The organism is Mycobacterium sp. (genome assembly GCF_035499775.1).
Taxonomy (GTDB): Bacteria; Actinomycetota; Actinomycetes; order Mycobacteriales; family Mycobacteriaceae; genus Mycobacterium.
In genome coordinates, this window is sequence record NZ_DATJYB010000469.1 from 16,976 (window position 1) to 33,084 (window position 16,109).

Genomic DNA, 16,109 nt, shown 5'->3' on the forward strand with positions numbered 1-16,109 from the left:
TGAAGCGGCCTTCCGGTGCGGAACTTGTGTAGAGATCCCGTTGCTACGGAATGGCGCCTGGAAGTGCAAAAGAATTCACGAACTCCATGCCGCACCGCGCACGGGATATTAAGTCAGCGACAACAGTGCAGGTCAAACACAGCGTGAATCCCCCCGGCCCCATTTCGGTAGCCGAGCGCGTAAGCAAGGCACGACAAAGTGCCGGGTGCTCCGTGCATGGCGCGAAGCCTAACAGAATTCGCTGGACCCCTCAGTGCGTCAGAATCCACGCGACGATCACCAGCACCACGAGCGTGACCAGAACCAACGTCACGTGTGACCGAGGCATCCGGTTACCCAAGCGCCGCGTCGGCGTTTCGAGCCCGGCGCATCAACTGAATGCCTTTGCCGAGCAGGCGGTCCAGCACTGTCGCCATCAGATAGGCCAGCACCAGCACGACCGGCATAACCACCAGGGCCTGCAGCACGAAGGCGAGCCCCGAAAGCCACAGCTCGATGCCGTCCCACCAACTCAGGAACCCCTTCACCGGCCTCACACTAATGGTCGCGGTCGCCCGGGACTACAAGTCCGGTGTGTCAAGATCGGCGGGTGTCTTCTGCACCCGACAACACGACCTGCCTCGTCGTCGGCGGCGGACCGGCGGGCATGATGCTCGGCCTGCTGCTGGCCCGCGCCGGAGTAAAAGTCACCGTGATGGAAAAGCACGCCGATTTTCTGCGCGATTTTCGCGGCGACACGGTGCACGCGAGCACCCTGCGACTGCTCGACGAACTCGGTTTGGGAGCGCGGTTCGCACGGGTTCCGCATCGCCTCATCGACACCATGCGGATGCAGCTGCAGGGCCAACCCGTGGCTGTCGACCTGACCCGGCTCCCCGGTGCGCATCAGCACATCGCCCTGGTGCCGCAGTGGGATTTCCTGGAGCTGCTCGCGTCCGCCGCCGAGTCGGAACCCAGCTTCCGGCTGATGCGCAGCACCGAGGTGACCGGTGTGCTTAGGGACGGCGAGCGCACTAAACGGATCGTCGGCGTCACCTACCGTGACGCGGCGGGCGTCAAAGAGATGCGCGCCGAGCTGACGGTGGCGTGCGACGGCCGCGCGTCGGTCGTGCGCTCGGCGGTCGGCCTGATACCGCGAGCGTTCGGCGCGCCGATGGACGTGTGGTGGTTCCGGTTACCGCGCCGGCCCGACGACCCGACCGGACTGGCCGGCACGTTCCAAGCCGGGCACGCGGCGATCTTGATCGATCGCGGCGACTACTACCAGATCGCCTACATCATCCCCAAAGGCGCCGACACCGAGATGCGGGCGCAGGGCATCGAGGCGCTGCATCGCGTACTGGTCAGCATGGTGCCCTGGCTGGCTGACCGCATCGACACGTTGAGTTCGTTCGACGACGTGAAACTGCTCGATGTGCAACTCAATCGGCTCCGCCGTTGGTACTCGGACGGTGTGCTGTGCATCGGCGACGCAGCGCACGCGATGTCGCCGGTCGGCGGCGTCGGCATCAATCTGGCGGTGGCCGACGCCGTCGCCGCCGCACGGATACTGGCCGGCCCGCTGCGCACCGGACGGGTATCCATCCGGCAGTTGGCCCGGGTCCAGATGCGCCGCTGGGTACCGACGGCGATTCTGCAGGCGGCACAACGGACGATCCATGCGAACGTGATCGCGGCCGCGGTGAGCGGCAACGACCAATCGAAAGACCGGGAAGCGCCAGAAGCCGTGCGGTTGGTGGCCAAAACGCCGGTGCTGCGGCGATTCATCGGCTACATGATCGCGATCGGCCCGCTCCCCGAGCACGCACCCAAATACGCCCGCCGCGCCGGCTAACCGGCATCTCGGGCAAACAATGGACGTCGGGCAGGTCGACAGATGATGATGTCGACATGGTTCTGCACGCCCAGCCCGCCGACCAACCTGCCGACCCAGCAGCCCCCGCGTTGGAAGCGGCCCCGGAGACTCAAGTGCTCACAACGGGCCATGCCGTGTCGCTCGATTACAGTGCGCCGGCGGTTTTCGCGTCCAGCTCACCGCTGCGCAACCCGTTTCCGCCGATCGCCGACTACGCGTTCCTGTCCGACTGGGAGACGACCTGCCTGATTTCCCCGGCGGGTTCGGTGGAGTGGCTGTGCGTGCCCCGTCCGGACTCGCCGAGTGTGTTCGGCGCGATCCTGGATCGCAGCGCCGGCCACTTCCGGCTGGGGCCCTACGGCGTCTCGGTGCCGTCGGCGCGGCGCTACCTGCCCGGCAGCCTGATCATGGAGACCACCTGGCAGACCCACACCGGGTGGGTGATCGTGCGCGACGCACTGGTGATGGGACCGTGGCATGACATCGAGCGCCGATCGCGCACCCACCGGCGCACCCCGATGGACTGGGACGCCGAGCACATCCTGCTGCGCACGGTGCGCTGCGTCAGCGGCACCGTCGAGCTGATGATGGGCTGCGAGCCCGCCTTCGACTACCACCGCATCGGGGCCACCTGGGAATACTCGGCCAACGCCTACGGCGAGGCGATCGCGCGGGCCAGCAAGCAACCGGACGCCCATCCGACGCTGCGGCTCACCACCAATCTCAATATCGGGCTGGAAGGCCGGGAAGCGCGCGCGCGGACCCGAATGAAAGAGGGCGACGATGTGTTCGTCGCGCTGAGCTGGACCAAGCACCCGGCGCCGCAGACCTACGAAGAGGCCGCCGACAAGATGTGGCAGACCACCGAGTGCTGGCGGCAATGGATCAACATCGGCAACTTCCCCGACCACCCGTGGCGGGCATACCTGCAGCGCAGCGCGCTCACGCTGAAAGGGCTGACTTACTCGCCCACCGGCGCGCTCTTGGCGGCCAGCACCACGTCGCTTCCGGAAACGCCACGGGGCGAACGTAACTGGGACTACCGCTACGCCTGGATTCGCGACTCCACCTTCGCGCTGTGGGGGCTCTACACCCTGGGACTGGACCGCGAGGCCGACGACTTCTTCGCGTTCATCGCCGACGTCTCCGGGGCCAACAGCAACGAACGCCATCCGCTACAGGTCATGTACGGCGTGGGTGGTGAGCGCAGCCTGGTCGAGGAGGATCTGAACCACCTGTCCGGCTACGACCATGCGCGCCCGGTGCGCATCGGCAACGGCGCCTACAACCAGGACCAGCACGACATCTGGGGCTCGATCCTGGACTCCTTCTACCTGCACGCCAAATCCCGCGAGCAGGTCCCGGCGACCCTGTGGCCGGTGCTGAAGAAGCAGGTGGAAGAGGCGATCAAGCACTGGCGCGAGCCCGACCGCGGAATCTGGGAGGTGCGTGGGGAGCCGCGACACTTCACCTCGTCGAAGGTGATGTGCTGGGTGGCGCTGGACCGCGGAGCCAAACTGGCCGAGCGCCAAGGCGAAACCAGCTACGCCCAGCAGTGGCGGCAGATCGCGGAGCAGATCAAGACCGACATCCTGGAGCACGGGGTGGACTCGCGGGGCGTCTTGACTCAGCGCTACGGCGACGACGCACTGGACGCCTCGCTGCTGCTTGCGGTGCTGACGCGATTCCTGCCGCCCGACGATCCGCGCGTGCGCAACACGGTGCTGGCCATCGCCGACGAACTCACCGAGGAAGGCCTGGTGCTGCGGTACCGGGTGGAGGAGACCGACGACGGGCTGACGGGTGAGGAAGGCACGTTCACCATCTGCTCGTTCTGGCTGGTGTCGGCGCTGGTCGAAATCGGCGAGGTGGCCCGCGCCAAGCGGCTGTGCGAGCGGCTGCTGGCCTACGCCAGCCCGCTGCACCTCTACGCCGAGGAGATCGAGCCGCGAACCGGCCGGCACCTGGGGAATTTCCCGCAGGCGTTCACCCACCTGGCGTTGATCAACGCGGTCGTCCACGTGATCCGGGCCGAGGAGGAAGCCGACAGCTCCGGCACGTTCCAGCCCGCCAACGCACCGGTGTAGCCGAAGGGTCAGCTCACGGGCTGACTTTGTCCATCATGGCGCGGGCGATGTCGACTGCGGTGGCGTTGATGATGCCCGACCCCTGCATCGACCGATTCGACGCATTGAAGAAGTCGACCTCGACCTCGACCAGGCAATTGCCCCGCACACCGAGAGCTCGCCCGGCAGGAATAGACGTCGTGTCCCCGGGTGCGTCGAACCCGATCCAGACATTTCCCGCGAGCACCGCCGGGGCGACTTGGATGTTCGCGATCTTGGCCTTGAGTCGCAGCACGCGGTCCGGTAAGACCACCGACTGACCGTCGCATCGTTGCCACTGCTGGGCGAATCTCGAGAAAAGCGCGTAGGCGTCCGCCTCGCTGGGCAAGCTGACGACGCCTTCCTTGACGCTGGTCACCTTCGTGGGCGTGGCAGCGTGCCGCCAGGTTTCGACCGCGACGTCGTTCACCTTGCCGGGCAGGTAGACGCTGTGATGCAGCATCTCCGCCACGCCGAGGCAGCCGACGGGAGCGGGCGACTCAAAGTCCTGCAGGGTCTCCGGGCCGCCATAGCGGGGCGGGCGGCGATCGTCAATCATGAAGGGCTGTTGGAGGATTCGCGACAGCGTCCGGTCACCGACCAGCGCCCGCCTGATCGCTGGTCCGGTCAGTGTTGTCAGCCGCGACGCCGGCTGCGCTTTGCCGCCGGTGATCGCGGTGCAGCCGGCGACCAGCAGTCCGACGCTCAGCAACGCAACTGCCCGCGCCGCGCCGACTCGCATCTTGCCCTTTCCCCGCCGCCACCGAGGCGGGCGACAGGTTGTCCATGACGAACCACTTTCCACCAAATGGTTGGCAATGGCCTGTAACGCCACCTTTGAATTCGCTGGGAGCGGTGGCGGCCCGGCGGACGCTCAGCTCAGGGTGCTGACCTTGTCCATCATTACGTGCGCAAGGTCGATGGCAGTGGTGCCCACGTTGTCTCCACCTTCATCTGGCGAGTTGGGCAGTTCGAAGAAGTCGACGTAAAGCTCGACGAGGCAATTCACCCGGACACCGATGGCCCGCGCCACATGATTTGGGCTGGGCGGAAAGCCGGACACCCGTATCTCGTGAAGAAGGGTTCCCGCGAGAACGGAATCGGCGACATGTACATCGCTGATCTTGTCCGAGAAGACGACGTGGCCGGGCGCGGTGGTCACGGTCTGACCTTGGCATTTGTCCCACTGCGCAGAGAACTTCCCGAACAGGGCCGTGGCCTCGGCAGCCGTGGGTAAGGCGACCACGGCCTCGGACACCTTGAGCACCTTCGCCGACGCGGTGACGATGGCCCACCAATGCTGGCGGGCAACTTTTTGCACGTTTGCCGACTGGTAGGGGCGCGGCTCTGTCATCGTCGTGGCGCCGACGCAGTCGGGGGCGGTGACCTCTCCCACTGCCTGTAATTGTTCGGCTCCCCCGAACGCCGACGGCCACTCGGGCTTCTCTTCAAACCGCTGGTGCAGAATCTTCGACAGCGCGGCCGCGTCGAGCAGCACCTGCTTGACGGTGTCGCCGCTGAGCGGCCGTGGCTTGATGTTCGGCACCGGGCGCGCGGTGCCGGCCATCACCGTCGTGCAACCGGTGGCCAGCGTGACGACCGACAGCCAGGCGATGACGAACCAGGTTCTGTTCAATTCGCGCCGGCCGCCTTCCGGGGTCAAAAGTCAGCTCGAGGCGCTGACTTTGTCCATCATGGCGTGCGCGATGTCGATAGTGTTGGGATTTGCCTTACCGGCTCGTCGCTATTTCTTGCCCTTGTCCCCGCCGGCATCGGTGGACAACGCGGCGACGAACGCTTCCTGTGGCACCTCGACCCGCCCGATCGTCTTCATCCGCTTCTTGCCTTCCTTCTGCTTTTCCAGAAGTTTGCGCTTACGGGTGATGTCGCCGCCGTAGCACTTCGACAGCACGTCCTTGCGGATCGCGCGAATGTTCTCTCGCGCAATGATTTTCGACCCGATAGCCGCCTGAACCGGCACCTCGAACTGCTGGCGCGGGATCAGTTCTTTGAGCTTGGTGGTCATCTTGTTGCCGTACGCCGACGCCCCGTCTTTGTGCACGATCGCGCTGAACGCGTCGACGGCCTCGCCCTGCAGCAGGATGTCGACCTTGACCAGTTCAGCCTCCTGCTCGCCGTCGTCCTCGTAGTCGAGGCTGGCGTAGCCGCGGGTACGCGACTTCAGTGAGTCGAAGAAGTCGAAGATGATCTCGCCGAGCGGCATGCGGTAACGCAGCTCGACCCGCTCGGGCGACAGGTAGTCCATGCCACCGAGCTCGCCGCGGCGCGACTGGCATAGTTCCATGATGGTGCCGATGAATTCGCTGGGCGCGATGATGGTGGTCTTCACGACGGGCTCGTAGACCGTGCGGATTTTGCCTTCGGGCCAGTCCGACGGGTTGGTCACGATTATCGAGTCACCCGCCCCTCCTTCTAAGACGACTCGGTAGACGACGTTCGGCGACGTCGAGATCAGGTCCAGGTCGAACTCGCGCTCCAGGCGCTCGCGGGTGATCTCCATGTGCAGCAGGCCCAGGAAGCCACACCGGAACCCGAAGCCCAGCGCGACCGAGGTCTCCGGCTCGTAGGTCAGGGCCGCGTCGTTGAGTTGCAGCTTGTCCAGGGCGTCGCGCAGGTTGGGGTAGTCGCTGCCGTCCACCGGATACAGCCCCGAATAGACCATCGGCTTGGGTTCGCGGTAGCCCGTCAGCGCCTCCTTGGCGCCGTGGCGGGCCGTCGTCAGCGTGTCGCCGACTTTTGACTGGCGGACGTCTTTGACGCCGGTGATCAGATAACCCACCTCCCCCACCCCCAGGCCCTCGCTGGGTTTGGGTTCGGGCGAGACGATGCCGACCTCGAGCAGTTCGTGGGTGGCGCCGGTGGACATCATCGCGATGCGTTCGCGCGGTCTGATCTTGCCGTCGACCACGCGGACGTAGGTCACCACGCCGCGATAGATGTCGTAGACGGAGTCGAAGATCATCGCGCGGGTGGGTGCGTCCGCGTCGCCTTGCGGGTGCGGCACCTCCCGCACGACGTGGTCGAGCAGGTCGGCGACGCCCTCCCCGGTTTTGCCGGACACGCGCAACACGTCGCCCGGCTCGCAGCCGATGATGTGGGCAATCTCACCCGCGTAGCGGTCCGGATCGGCGGCGGGCAGGTCGATCTTGTTGAGCACCGGAATAATGTGCAGGTCGCGGTCCAGCGCCAGGTAGAGGTTCGCCAGGGTCTGCGCCTCGATGCCCTGGGCGGCGTCGACCAGCAACACTGCGCCCTCGCAGGCCTCCAGCGCGCGCGACACCTCGTAGGTGAAGTCGACATGGCCCGGCGTATCGATCAGGTGCAAGACGTGGTCGACGCCATCCACCGCCCAGGGCAGCCGCACATTCTGCGCCTTGATGGTGATCCCGCGCTCCCGCTCGATGTCCATCCGGTCCAGGTACTGGGCCCGCATCGACCGCTCATCGACGACGCCGGTGAGCTGCAGCATCCGATCCGCCAGCGTGGACTTGCCGTGATCGATGTGAGCGATGATGCAGAAGTTCCGAATCTGCGCCGGCGCGGTGAAGGTCTTGTCGGCGAAACTGCTGATGGGAATCTCCTGGGCTGACGATGCTTAAGGCACGTCCAGCGTACTGGGACACACTGCGTGACAACTGCACCCGGCCGCTCACGTCTATGCTGCGAATATGTCATCCGCTCGCAAGTCACAGTGGAAGACGTTGCAGGAGTTCGCGGAGAACCTGGTGTCCAGCCGGGCCCCGAGGCTCGCCCGTCATGTGCAGAACTCGCAGGCCGTGCTGCGGGAGATCCAGCAAGTCGTCAAGATCACCGCCAACGTCATCGCCGCCGTCGCACCGCCACCACCGGCCGAGATCACCGCGGGCCGGCCGGTCAGCAAGACCAGCTTTCCGACCGCGCAACGGGCCCGCAAGCTCGTCTACGCCCCGAACCTGGACGGTCGGGCCGATCCCGGGGAGATCGTCTGGACGTGGGTGGTCTACGAGGAAGATCCGACCCGCGGCAAAGATCGGCCTGTCCTGGTCGTGGGTCGCGACCGCAGCGTCCTGCTCGGGCTGGTGGTGTCCAGTCAGGAGCATCATGCCGGCGAGCGGGACTGGGTCGGGATCGGTTCTGGCAACTGGGATTACGAGGGCCGGGAAAGCTGGGTCCGGCTGGACCGGGTGCTCGACGTGCCCGAGGAGAGCATTCGCCGAGAGGGCGCGATCCTGGAGCGCGAGATTTTCGATGTGGTCGCCGCGCGGCTGCGTAGGGAGTACTCCTGGCGCTAGGAGCCGTGGGTGCCATCGAGACTGCGCTGAGAGCGTGCGAACCCGCCCGCGGATAGCCCTGGATTCAGTCTCGACCCGCGCCCAGCCGGTCAGCCCTGAGTGATGTAGGACTGCAGCTGCCGTTGCTCGGCCTCGAGTTCTTCCATTCGGGTCTTCACCACGTCACCGATGCTGACGATGCCGATCAGCTTCTTGCCGTCGAGCACCGGCACATGCCGCACCCGGTTCTTGGTCATCAACACGCTGATGCTGTCAACCGTGTCGGCTTTGGTGCAGGTGGCAACCGCGCTGGTCATGATCTTGGACACCGGGCGCGACAGCACGCTGGCGCCGTGCGAATGCAGCTCGCGCACGACGTCACGTTCCGAGACGATGCCGACGACGCCTTCGGCGCCCATCACCACCATGGCGCCGATATTCTGCTCGGCCAGGCCGGCCAGCAGTTCACGGACGGTCGCGTCGGGGTTGATCGTGGTCACCGCCGCACCCTTGTTCCGCAAGACGTCCGCAATCCGCATTAAGGCCTCCCGCCGGTTGTGAGCTGCTTCACACCAGGCTACGGCTAACCAGCGCGGCGGGAAAGCCAGCAAGACAACACGTAGCCAATAGCGGCCGTGTCGTCACCGTCCTTGCAAGGATGAGCCTCATGATCGAGGTCACCCTGCTCGGAACCGGCAGCCCCATCCCCGACCCCAACCGGGCCGGGCCGTCGACCCTGGTGCGGGCCGGCGGGCAGGTGTTCCTGGTGGACTGCGGTCGCGGCGTGTTGCAGCGCGCGGCGGCGGTCGGCGTCGGTGCCGCCGGCTTGTCGGCCCTGCTGCTCACCCACCTGCACAGCGACCACATCGCCGAACTCGGCGACGTGCTGATCACGAGCTGGGTCACGAACTTCGCCCCTGATCCCCAGCCGCTGCAGATCATCGGGCCGCCGGGCACCGCCGAGACGGTAGCGGCCACGCTGAAGGCGTTCGGCCACGACATCGGCTACCGGATCGCCCATCACGCCGACCTGAACGCACCGCCGCCGATCGAGGTCCACGAACACACCGAAGGCCAGGTCTGGGACCGCGACGGCGTGACGATCCAAGTGGCTCCCACCGATCACCGCCCGGTTGCGCCCACCATCGGGTTCCGCGTCGAAGCCGACGGCGCCGCGGTGGTGCTGGCCGGCGACACCGTGCCCTGCGCCAGCCTGGACGAGCTGGCCCGTGGAGCGGACGCGCTGGTCCACACCGTGATCCGCAAGGACATCCTGACCCACGTTCCGCAGCAGCGCGTCAAGGACGTCTGCGATTACCACTCGTCGGTGCAGGAAGCGGCCGCGACCGCGGCCCGTGCGGGCGTGGGCACCCTGGTCATGACGCACTACGTGCCGGCCATCGAGCCAGGGCAAGAGGAGCAGTGGCGAGCGCTGGCCGCATCCGAGTTCGGTGGGCAGATCGAACTCGGCGACGACCTACACCGGGTGGAGGTCGTCGCGCGACCCTAGTGCCGCGCCGGCCACCACCAGCCATGCCAGCGCGCAGACTCGCGCGATCGGCAGGATCACACCGAGCGGCGGCCAGACCAACACCAGCGTCGCCAATTCGGCGAGGGCCGCAATCACCAGGCCGATCCGCGCTGTCGGTTTCGGCGTCAGCACCGCGATACCGGCGATCAGCACCCCCAGCGCGACGATGTGCGCCGGTCCGCCGAGCAGGAACACCAAGGTGTAGATCGCCCGAACCAGCGCGGTGTCCGCGCTGACCTCCGGCCGCGACAGCGTCCAGCCCACCAGACCGGCCAGCGCCAGCGACCCGGCCGCCAGGATGCCGCCGGTCAGCGCGATCGTCGGGCGTGGCCCGGTCGCGTCCAGCTGACGCAGCCGGGCGCTGGCCGTCGCCGCGTAGCCGGCCAGCGGCACCGACGACGCGAACATCGTGACGGCCAGCACCTGCACCGCGACCGGCTGGGTGCGCACATACTGCTGGATTGCCGTCACCGGCCCGTAGGGCAGCGGCATCACCCCGCCCAGCGCGACCCCGATCCCGAGTCCGCCGAACAGCAGCCCCACGCAGAGCACCGACAGCAACAGCAGCGACGGTCGGGTCCGTCTGCGCCGAGGCCGCGAATCGTGCACAACCTGAACAATATTCGGCCTACGCTCCGTGCATGTCGTTTGTCACCGCGGCGCCGCAGGCGGTCACGGTGGCGGCCGGCGATCTGGCGGGCATCGGTTCGGCGATCGACGAGGCCAATGCCGCCGCCGCAGCCCGGACGACCAACGTGGCGGCGGCCGCCGGCGACGAGGTGTCGGCGCAGCTCGCGGGGCTGTTCGGCGCGCACGCGCGAAGGTATCAAGCCCTCGGTGCCGAGGCTGCGGCGTTTCACGACGCGTTCGTGCAAACCCTGCTGGCGGGCGGCGGCTCCTACGCCCGCACCGAGGCCGCCAACGTCCAGCAGACCCTGCTGGACCTCGTCAACGCGCCCACGGAGCTGTCGCTGGGCCGCCCGCTGATCGGCCAAGGCGCCGCCGCCGGCCGTCGGCGGGGCCGGCGGGCGAGCCGGCTTGCTGCTCGGCAACGGGGGCGAACGCGGCCATCTCGGGTCTTAGTCAGGCCAGTCGGGTGATCTCCACGATCACGTCGAGGTCCGTCGCTCCCTGACCGGAGTAGATGCCCTTCAGCGGGGACACGTCGGCATAGTCGCGGCCGACGCCGACACTGACGTACTGCTCGGTGATTTCGGTGTCATTGGTGGGGTCGTAATTCCACCAACTGCCGGTCCAGGCTTGGATCCAGGCGTGGCTGCGACCGTCGACAGTCTTGTTGACAACGGCTTCCCGCTTGGGGTGCAGATACCCCGACACATACCGTCCGGGAATTCCCATGCTGCGCAACAGGATCAGCGTAAGGTGCGCGAAATCCTGACAGACGCCCTTGCCCTGTTCCAGCGCGTCCAGCCCGGACGAGTGCACACCGGTGGTGCCCGGAAGGTAGTCCAGCTCGCTGCGTGCCCACTTGGCCGCGGCGACAACGGCTTCCCGGGGATCGTGATACTTCGTGATCCGCTTGCCCACGGAGGCAACGCGTTTGCTGGTCGGCGTGTAGGCGGTGGGGCGCAGCACCTCGTCGAACCGATCGATCACCGCCATCGATTGCAGTTCTTCCCAGCTGGTCTTGGCCGTCGGCGGTTCCGGGCGTTCGGTTTCGACGACCGACGCGGATGTCACGGTCAGTTCGGTGTGCGGCGCGTGCAGGTCGAAAGCCGTGACGGCGGTGCCCCAGTAGTCGGCGTAGCGGTAGGACCGGGTGGCCGGGATGGTTTCGACGCGGTTGAGGACGACGTTCTGGCGATTGTTGGACGTCGGTGTCAGCCGGGCTTCGTTGTAAGACGCGGTCACCGGCGACTTGTAGGCGTATCCGGTGGTGTGCACCACCCGCAAGCGCCACATCAGGATTCTCCTTGGCTCTGCACCAGGTCGCCGCGCTCGCGAGCATCCGTCCACGCGACCCACGGTGCGGCGTGGAAGTACTTCAGCGCCAACGCTTCTCCGACGTCGCTGCAGGTTTTCTGCAGACCGGCCAGGCGGTTCTCCAGCGATTCCAGCAGTACGCCGGGTTGGACGAATTCCAGCTCGCTGCGGGCCTGCCCGAGCAACCGCTGCGCTTCGGTGGTGGCGCCGATCCGGCTCTGCGGATTGTGCAGCAACTCGTCGACGTTGTGTTCGGCCAGCTTCAGCGAGTAGTAGACCGAGCGCGGGAACAGCCGGTCGAGCATCATGAACTCGACGACCCGCTCCGCGTCCAGCACACCACGGTAAGTCCGCAGGTACGTGTCGTGCGCACCCGCCGAACGCAGCAGTGTCACCCACGCCGGCGACGACGCGCTGTCCCCCACCCGGGACAGCAACAGCCGCACCGTCATGTCGACCCGCTCGATCGCACGGCCCAGCACCATGAAACGGTATCCGTCGTCCCGGGACAGCGTCGTGTCCGCCAGGCCCGCGAACATCGCCGCGCGACCCTCGATGAACGACAGAAACTCATGCGGCCCAAGGCGTTTGGCGGCGCGTTCGCGCTCCGGAAGCGCGTGGTAGGTGGTGTTGATGCACTCCCAGGTCTCGCTGGAGGTGACTTCCCTTGCCGACCTTGCGTTTTCGCGCGCCGCCGAGATCGCGTCGACGATCGAACAGCCGCCCTCGGTGTTGGGGTTGAAAGCCACCAGGTCCGTCAACGACCACACGTCCAATTGCTCGTCGGGGGGCTCGATACCGAGCACCTTCAGCAGCAGTCGGGAGGCCTGGTCGGGGTCGACGCTGGAATCCTCCAGCAATTGATGCACGGCGACGTCGAGGATGCGGGCGGTGTCGTCGGCGCGCTCGACGTAGCGGCCGATCCAGTACAGGGCTTCGGCGTTACGGGCGAGCATCAGTCGATCGCTTTCTGCTGTTGTTGCTGTTTGGGTTGCTCGTCCTGCGGCTGCAGCTTCGGTTGCTTCGGTGTGGCCCGCGCAGGATCCGGCTTCTGTTCGGGCACGGGCCGCGGCAGTGAGCGCACCACCTTGGCGCGTCCCAGCTCACGCTCGGCCACCGAAGTGCGGCCCGCCAGCACCCAGGTGTCCTTGGACCCGCCGCCCTGGCTGGAGTTGACCACCCGCGAGCCCTCCACCAGGGCCACCCGCGTCAGCCCGCCGGGCAGCACCCACACGTCGTTGCCGTCGTTGACCGCGAACGGCCTCAGGTCGACGTAGCGCGGCGCCAGCGAACCTGCGATCCGGGTCGGCACGGTCGACAGCTCCATCATCGGCTGGGCGATCCAGCTGCGCGGGTCCTCGCGGATTTTCTTGCTGATCGCGGCCAGTTCCTTCTCGGAGGCTTCCGGGCCGAACACGATGCCGTAGCCGCCGGATCCCTCCACCGGCTTGATCACCAACTCACGGATCCGGTCCAACACCTCGTCGCGCTCGTCGTCCAGCCAGCACCGGAAGGTATCGACGTTGGCCAGCATCGGTTTCTCGCCGAGGTAGTACTCGATCATCGTCGGGACGTAGGTGTAGACGAGTTTGTCGTCGCCGACGCCGTTGCCGATCGCGCTGGAGATGACGACGTTGCCGGCGCGGGCGGCGTTGACCAGACCGGCCACGCCGAGCACGGAGTCGGCCCGGAACTGCAGCGGGTCCAGGAAGGCGTCGTCGATCCGCCGGTAGATGACGTCGACCTGGCGCTCCCCCTCGGTGGTGCGCATGTACACCTGGTTGTCGCGGCAGAACAGATCGCGGCCTTCGACCAGCTCGACACCCATCTGGCGGGCGAGCAGCGAGTGCTCGAAGTAGGCCGAGTTGTGGACGCCCGGGGTGAGCACCACCACGGTGGGGTCGGCCTCGTTGGTGGCCGCCGAGTTGCGCAACGCCCGCAGCAGGTGCGAGGAGTAGTCGTCGACGGTTCGCACCCGGTGGGTGGCGAACAGGTTCGGGAAGACCCGCGCCATGGTGCGCCGGTTCTCCATCACGTACGACACACCCGACGGCGAGCGGAGATTATCCTCGAGCACCCGGAAGTCGCCGCGGTCGTCGCGGATCAGGTCGATGCCGGCGACATGGATTCGCACGCCGTTGGGGGGCACGATGCCCATGGCCTCGCGGTGGAAGTGCTCACAGGAGGTCACCAGCCGGCGCGGTATCACGCCGTCGCGCAGGATCTCCTGGTCGCCGTAGATGTCGTCGAGGTACATCTCGAGGGCTTTGACGCGCTGGGTGATGCCGCGCTCCAGCCTGCTCCATTCGGCTGCCGAGATGACCCGGGGAACCAGGTCGAGCGGAAATGGCCGCTCCTGGCCCGACAGCGAGAACGTGATGCCCTGGTCGATGAATGCGCGGCCCAGCGCGTCGGCCCGGCCCTTGAGCTCTGAGGCGTCCGTCGGAGCGAGTTCGGCGTAAATGCCCTTGTACGGGCCGCGGACACTGCCCTGGGCGTCGAACATCTCATCGAATGCCATCGAATAGGAGTCCGACGTGTTGTATCCGCCGAAAATGCGTTCAGAACGCGCATAGGGCTGCGCAGAGCCGCGCGACCGCTGCCGGGTCTCCTCAAGTTGGTTCGTAAGGCTCACTTTTCAAATGCTGCCTCAAATCGGCGTTGGGGCAGGCGACGGGTTCCCTTTTTGGGGGAAAACGTAACCGACTGATAACCTGGGCAGTCGCGAACGGGCACTACAGCGCCCGATCACACGGCGAATCAACGCCGAATCGACGCAGGATACAGACAGGAACATACACGCGTGGCCAACATCAAGTCGCAGCAGAAGCGCAACCGCACAAACGAGCGCGCCCGACTGCGCAACAAGTCGGTGAAGTCCTCGCTTCGTACCGCTGTCCGCGCGTTCCGTGAGGCTGCCCACGACGGCGACAAGGAAAAGGCAGCTGAGCTGCTGGTCTCCACCAACCGCAAGCTGGACAAGGCGGCCAGCAAGGGCGTGATCCACAAGAACCAGGCGGCCAACAAGAAGTCGGCGCTGGCACAGACCCTCAACAAGCTCGGCTGACGCGTCAGCTGCGGTGTGCGGCCAGCTCAGCGACCTTTCTGACTGCTGATTCCAGGGCGTAGTCGGCGTCCACGACGGCGCCCTTGACGTTGGCGTTGAGTTCCGCCACCACTTTCATCGCGGTCGCCACCGAGTCGCGCGACCAGCGTCGGGCCTGTTTCTGGGCCTTCTGCACCCGCCAGGGCGGCATCCCGACCTGGGACGCCAGCCGGTAGGGGTCGCCGGACAGCGGACCCACCCGGCCGATGGCGTGGATGGCTTCGGCCAGCGCGTCGGCCAGCACCACCAGCGGTTCGCCGCGCATCATCGCCCAGCGCAGCGCTTCGGCGGCTCCTTCGACGTCGCCGGCCACGGCCTTGTCGGCGATGTCAAAACCCTTCACCTCGGCTTTGCCGCTGTGGTAGCGGCGCACCGCCTCGGCGTCGACGTCACCGCCGGTGTCGGCGACCAGCTGGGAACACGCCGAGGCGAGTTCGCGCACGTCGGAGCCGACGGCGTCGAGCAGCGCGGTCACCGTCTCGTCGTCGACCTTGACGCGCAGCGAACGGAACTCCTTGCGCACGAAGTCGACGCGCTCGCCGGCCCTGGTGATCTTCGCGCATTGGTGCACCTCGGCGCCGAGCTTCTGCAGCTGGCCGGCCAGTGCTTTTGCGCGGCCCCCGCCCGAGTGCACCACCACCAGCACGGTGCCCGGCGGGATGTCGGCGGCCGACGACGCGATCAGCGTTGCGGCGTCCTTGCCCGCTTCTCCAGCGGCCTCCAGCACGACGATCCGCTCGTCGGCGAACAGCGACGGGCTCAGCAGTTCGGCCAGCTCGTAGGTGGTGACATCGCCGGCCCGCATGCGGTTGACGGGCACGCCGTCCGAACCGGCCCGCTTGCGGGCCGATTTCAGCACGTCGGACACCGCCCGCTCGACCAGCAGTTCCTCGTCTCCCAGGACCAGGTGCAACGGCGAAAGCTCGCTCACCCCACGATCGTGTCACGTGGGTCTGACGGGCTGCTTTTCGACGCCTCAGCGGTCGGATCTATCGTTCCGATGTGGAGTTGATTGGAGGCGGATGTGGCATGTGGCGTCATCTGGTTGGTCGAGTCATTCCCGTAGTGCAGATCGCGCTGGCTCTGCTCTTTTCCAGCGGCCCCGGCGCCTCAGCAGCGGCCGACCCGATCGTCGGCGACTGGAACGTGACGTACGGCGCGCCCGCGACAGTCACGATGACCCTGACTGGCGGCACGTACAGCGAAACGGCGAAGACACCGGTGCGCGTCACCGGCAGCTCCTGTGATCTGCCGGCCGGCACGGTCATCGCGACCTTCTCGCAAACCGGGGCGGGTA

General features: G+C 66.7%; 15 protein-coding genes and 2 pseudogenes. 7 read left to right on the forward strand and 10 right to left on the reverse strand.

What is annotated here, in order from left to right:
• Window positions 1-332 precede the first annotated feature (332 nt).
• Complete coding sequence (locus VML93_RS29130) at window positions 333-536, reverse strand: hypothetical protein (RefSeq protein ID WP_325615801.1); 204 nt, start codon at window positions 534-536, stop codon at window positions 333-335.
• A gap of 110 nt (window positions 537-646) precedes the next feature.
• On the opposite strand from VML93_RS29130, the gene VML93_RS29135 reads away from it, so the two are divergent.
• On the forward strand, window positions 647-1,834 hold the full coding sequence (locus VML93_RS29135) for an FAD-dependent oxidoreductase (protein ID WP_414686478.1): 1,188 nt from the start codon (window positions 647-649) through the stop codon (window positions 1,832-1,834).
• Window positions 1,835-1,890: 56 nt separating this feature from the next.
• On the forward strand, window positions 1,891-3,942 hold the full coding sequence (locus VML93_RS29140; protein WP_325615807.1) for a glycoside hydrolase family 15 protein: 2,052 nt from the start codon (window positions 1,891-1,893) through the stop codon (window positions 3,940-3,942).
• 13 nt (window positions 3,943-3,955) lie between these two features.
• Here the strand turns inward: VML93_RS29140 and VML93_RS29145 are convergent, their stop codons facing one another.
• The 3 genes and pseudogenes from VML93_RS29145 to lepA form a co-directional block, all read right to left on the reverse strand.
• Window positions 3,956-4,702 (reverse strand): sensor domain-containing protein, encoded by a 747-nt coding sequence (locus VML93_RS29145; RefSeq protein WP_325615809.1) that lies wholly within the window; start codon window positions 4,700-4,702, stop codon window positions 3,956-3,958.
• A 132-nt stretch (window positions 4,703-4,834) separates the two neighbouring features.
• A complete protein-coding gene (locus VML93_RS29150; protein WP_325615811.1) occupies window positions 4,835-5,596 on the reverse strand; it encodes a sensor domain-containing protein in 762 nt (253 codons plus the stop codon).
• Window positions 5,597-5,704: 108 nt separating this feature from the next.
• A pseudogene (gene lepA, locus VML93_RS29155) lies at window positions 5,705-7,656 on the reverse strand (translation elongation factor 4).
• Here lepA and VML93_RS29160 point away from each other — a divergent pair.
• A complete protein-coding gene (locus tag VML93_RS29160; RefSeq protein ID WP_325615813.1) occupies window positions 7,650-8,252 on the forward strand; it encodes a type II toxin-antitoxin system PemK/MazF family toxin in 603 nt (200 codons plus the stop codon). The pseudogene lepA and the gene VML93_RS29160 sit on opposite strands and share 7 nt — an antisense overlap.
• Window positions 8,253-8,341: 89 nt before the next feature.
• Here VML93_RS29160 and VML93_RS29165 read toward each other — a convergent pair whose 3' ends face one another.
• Complete coding sequence (locus tag VML93_RS29165) at window positions 8,342-8,770, reverse strand: CBS domain-containing protein (protein ID WP_325615815.1); 429 nt, start codon at window positions 8,768-8,770, stop codon at window positions 8,342-8,344.
• 128 nt (window positions 8,771-8,898) lie between these two features.
• Here VML93_RS29165 and VML93_RS29170 point away from each other — a divergent pair, with 128 nt between their 5' ends.
• Window positions 8,899-9,741, forward strand: coding sequence for a ribonuclease Z (locus VML93_RS29170; RefSeq protein ID WP_325615817.1), 843 nt, complete (start codon window positions 8,899-8,901; stop codon window positions 9,739-9,741).
• Here the strand turns inward: VML93_RS29170 and VML93_RS29175 are convergent.
• The gene (locus tag VML93_RS29175; protein WP_414686479.1) at window positions 9,709-10,266 is read right to left on the reverse strand and encodes a hypothetical protein; all 558 of its coding nucleotides are present in this window, start codon (window positions 10,264-10,266) and stop codon (window positions 9,709-9,711) included. The genes VML93_RS29170 and VML93_RS29175 overlap by 33 nt on opposite strands.
• Window positions 10,267-10,403: 137 nt before the next feature.
• On the opposite strand from VML93_RS29175, the pseudogene VML93_RS29180 reads away from it, so the two are divergent.
• Window positions 10,404-10,830 (forward strand): annotated as a pseudogene (locus VML93_RS29180) (PE family protein); the annotation flags it as partial.
• A 15-nt stretch (window positions 10,831-10,845) separates the two neighbouring features.
• Here the strand turns inward: VML93_RS29180 and VML93_RS29185 are convergent.
• The 3 genes from VML93_RS29185 to VML93_RS29195 are packed head-to-tail and all read right to left on the reverse strand — an operon-like array spanning window position 10,846 to window position 14,341.
• Window positions 10,846-11,685, reverse strand: a complete 840-nt coding sequence (locus VML93_RS29185) for a transglutaminase family protein (protein WP_325615824.1) — start codon at window positions 11,683-11,685, stop codon at window positions 10,846-10,848.
• On the reverse strand, window positions 11,685-12,662 hold the full coding sequence (locus tag VML93_RS29190) for an alpha-E domain-containing protein (protein ID WP_325615825.1): 978 nt from the start codon (window positions 12,660-12,662) through the stop codon (window positions 11,685-11,687). Before VML93_RS29190 ends, VML93_RS29185 begins: the two co-directional genes overlap by 1 nt.
• Window positions 12,662-14,341 carry a circularly permuted type 2 ATP-grasp protein gene (locus tag VML93_RS29195; protein ID WP_325615826.1) on the reverse strand — a complete coding sequence of 560 codons (1,680 nt, stop codon included), beginning with the start codon at window positions 14,339-14,341 and terminating at the stop codon, window positions 12,662-12,664. The genes VML93_RS29190 and VML93_RS29195 overlap by 1 nt, the downstream gene beginning before the upstream one ends.
• Window positions 14,342-14,509: 168 nt before the next feature.
• On the opposite strand from VML93_RS29195, the gene rpsT reads away from it, so the two are divergent.
• The gene (gene rpsT / locus VML93_RS29200; protein ID WP_325615828.1) at window positions 14,510-14,773 is read left to right on the forward strand and encodes a 30S ribosomal protein S20; all 264 of its coding nucleotides are present in this window, start codon (window positions 14,510-14,512) and stop codon (window positions 14,771-14,773) included.
• Window positions 14,774-14,777: 4 nt separating this feature from the next.
• On the opposite strand, the gene holA is transcribed toward rpsT, so the two are convergent.
• The gene (gene holA, locus VML93_RS29205; RefSeq protein WP_325615835.1) at window positions 14,778-15,725 is read right to left on the reverse strand and encodes a DNA polymerase III subunit delta; all 948 of its coding nucleotides are present in this window, start codon (window positions 15,723-15,725) and stop codon (window positions 14,778-14,780) included.
• 116 nt (window positions 15,726-15,841) lie between these two features.
• On the opposite strand from holA, the gene VML93_RS29210 reads away from it, so the two are divergent.
• On the forward strand, window positions 15,842-16,109 hold a 268-nt coding region (locus tag VML93_RS29210; RefSeq protein ID WP_325615830.1), incomplete at its 3' end, for a hypothetical protein.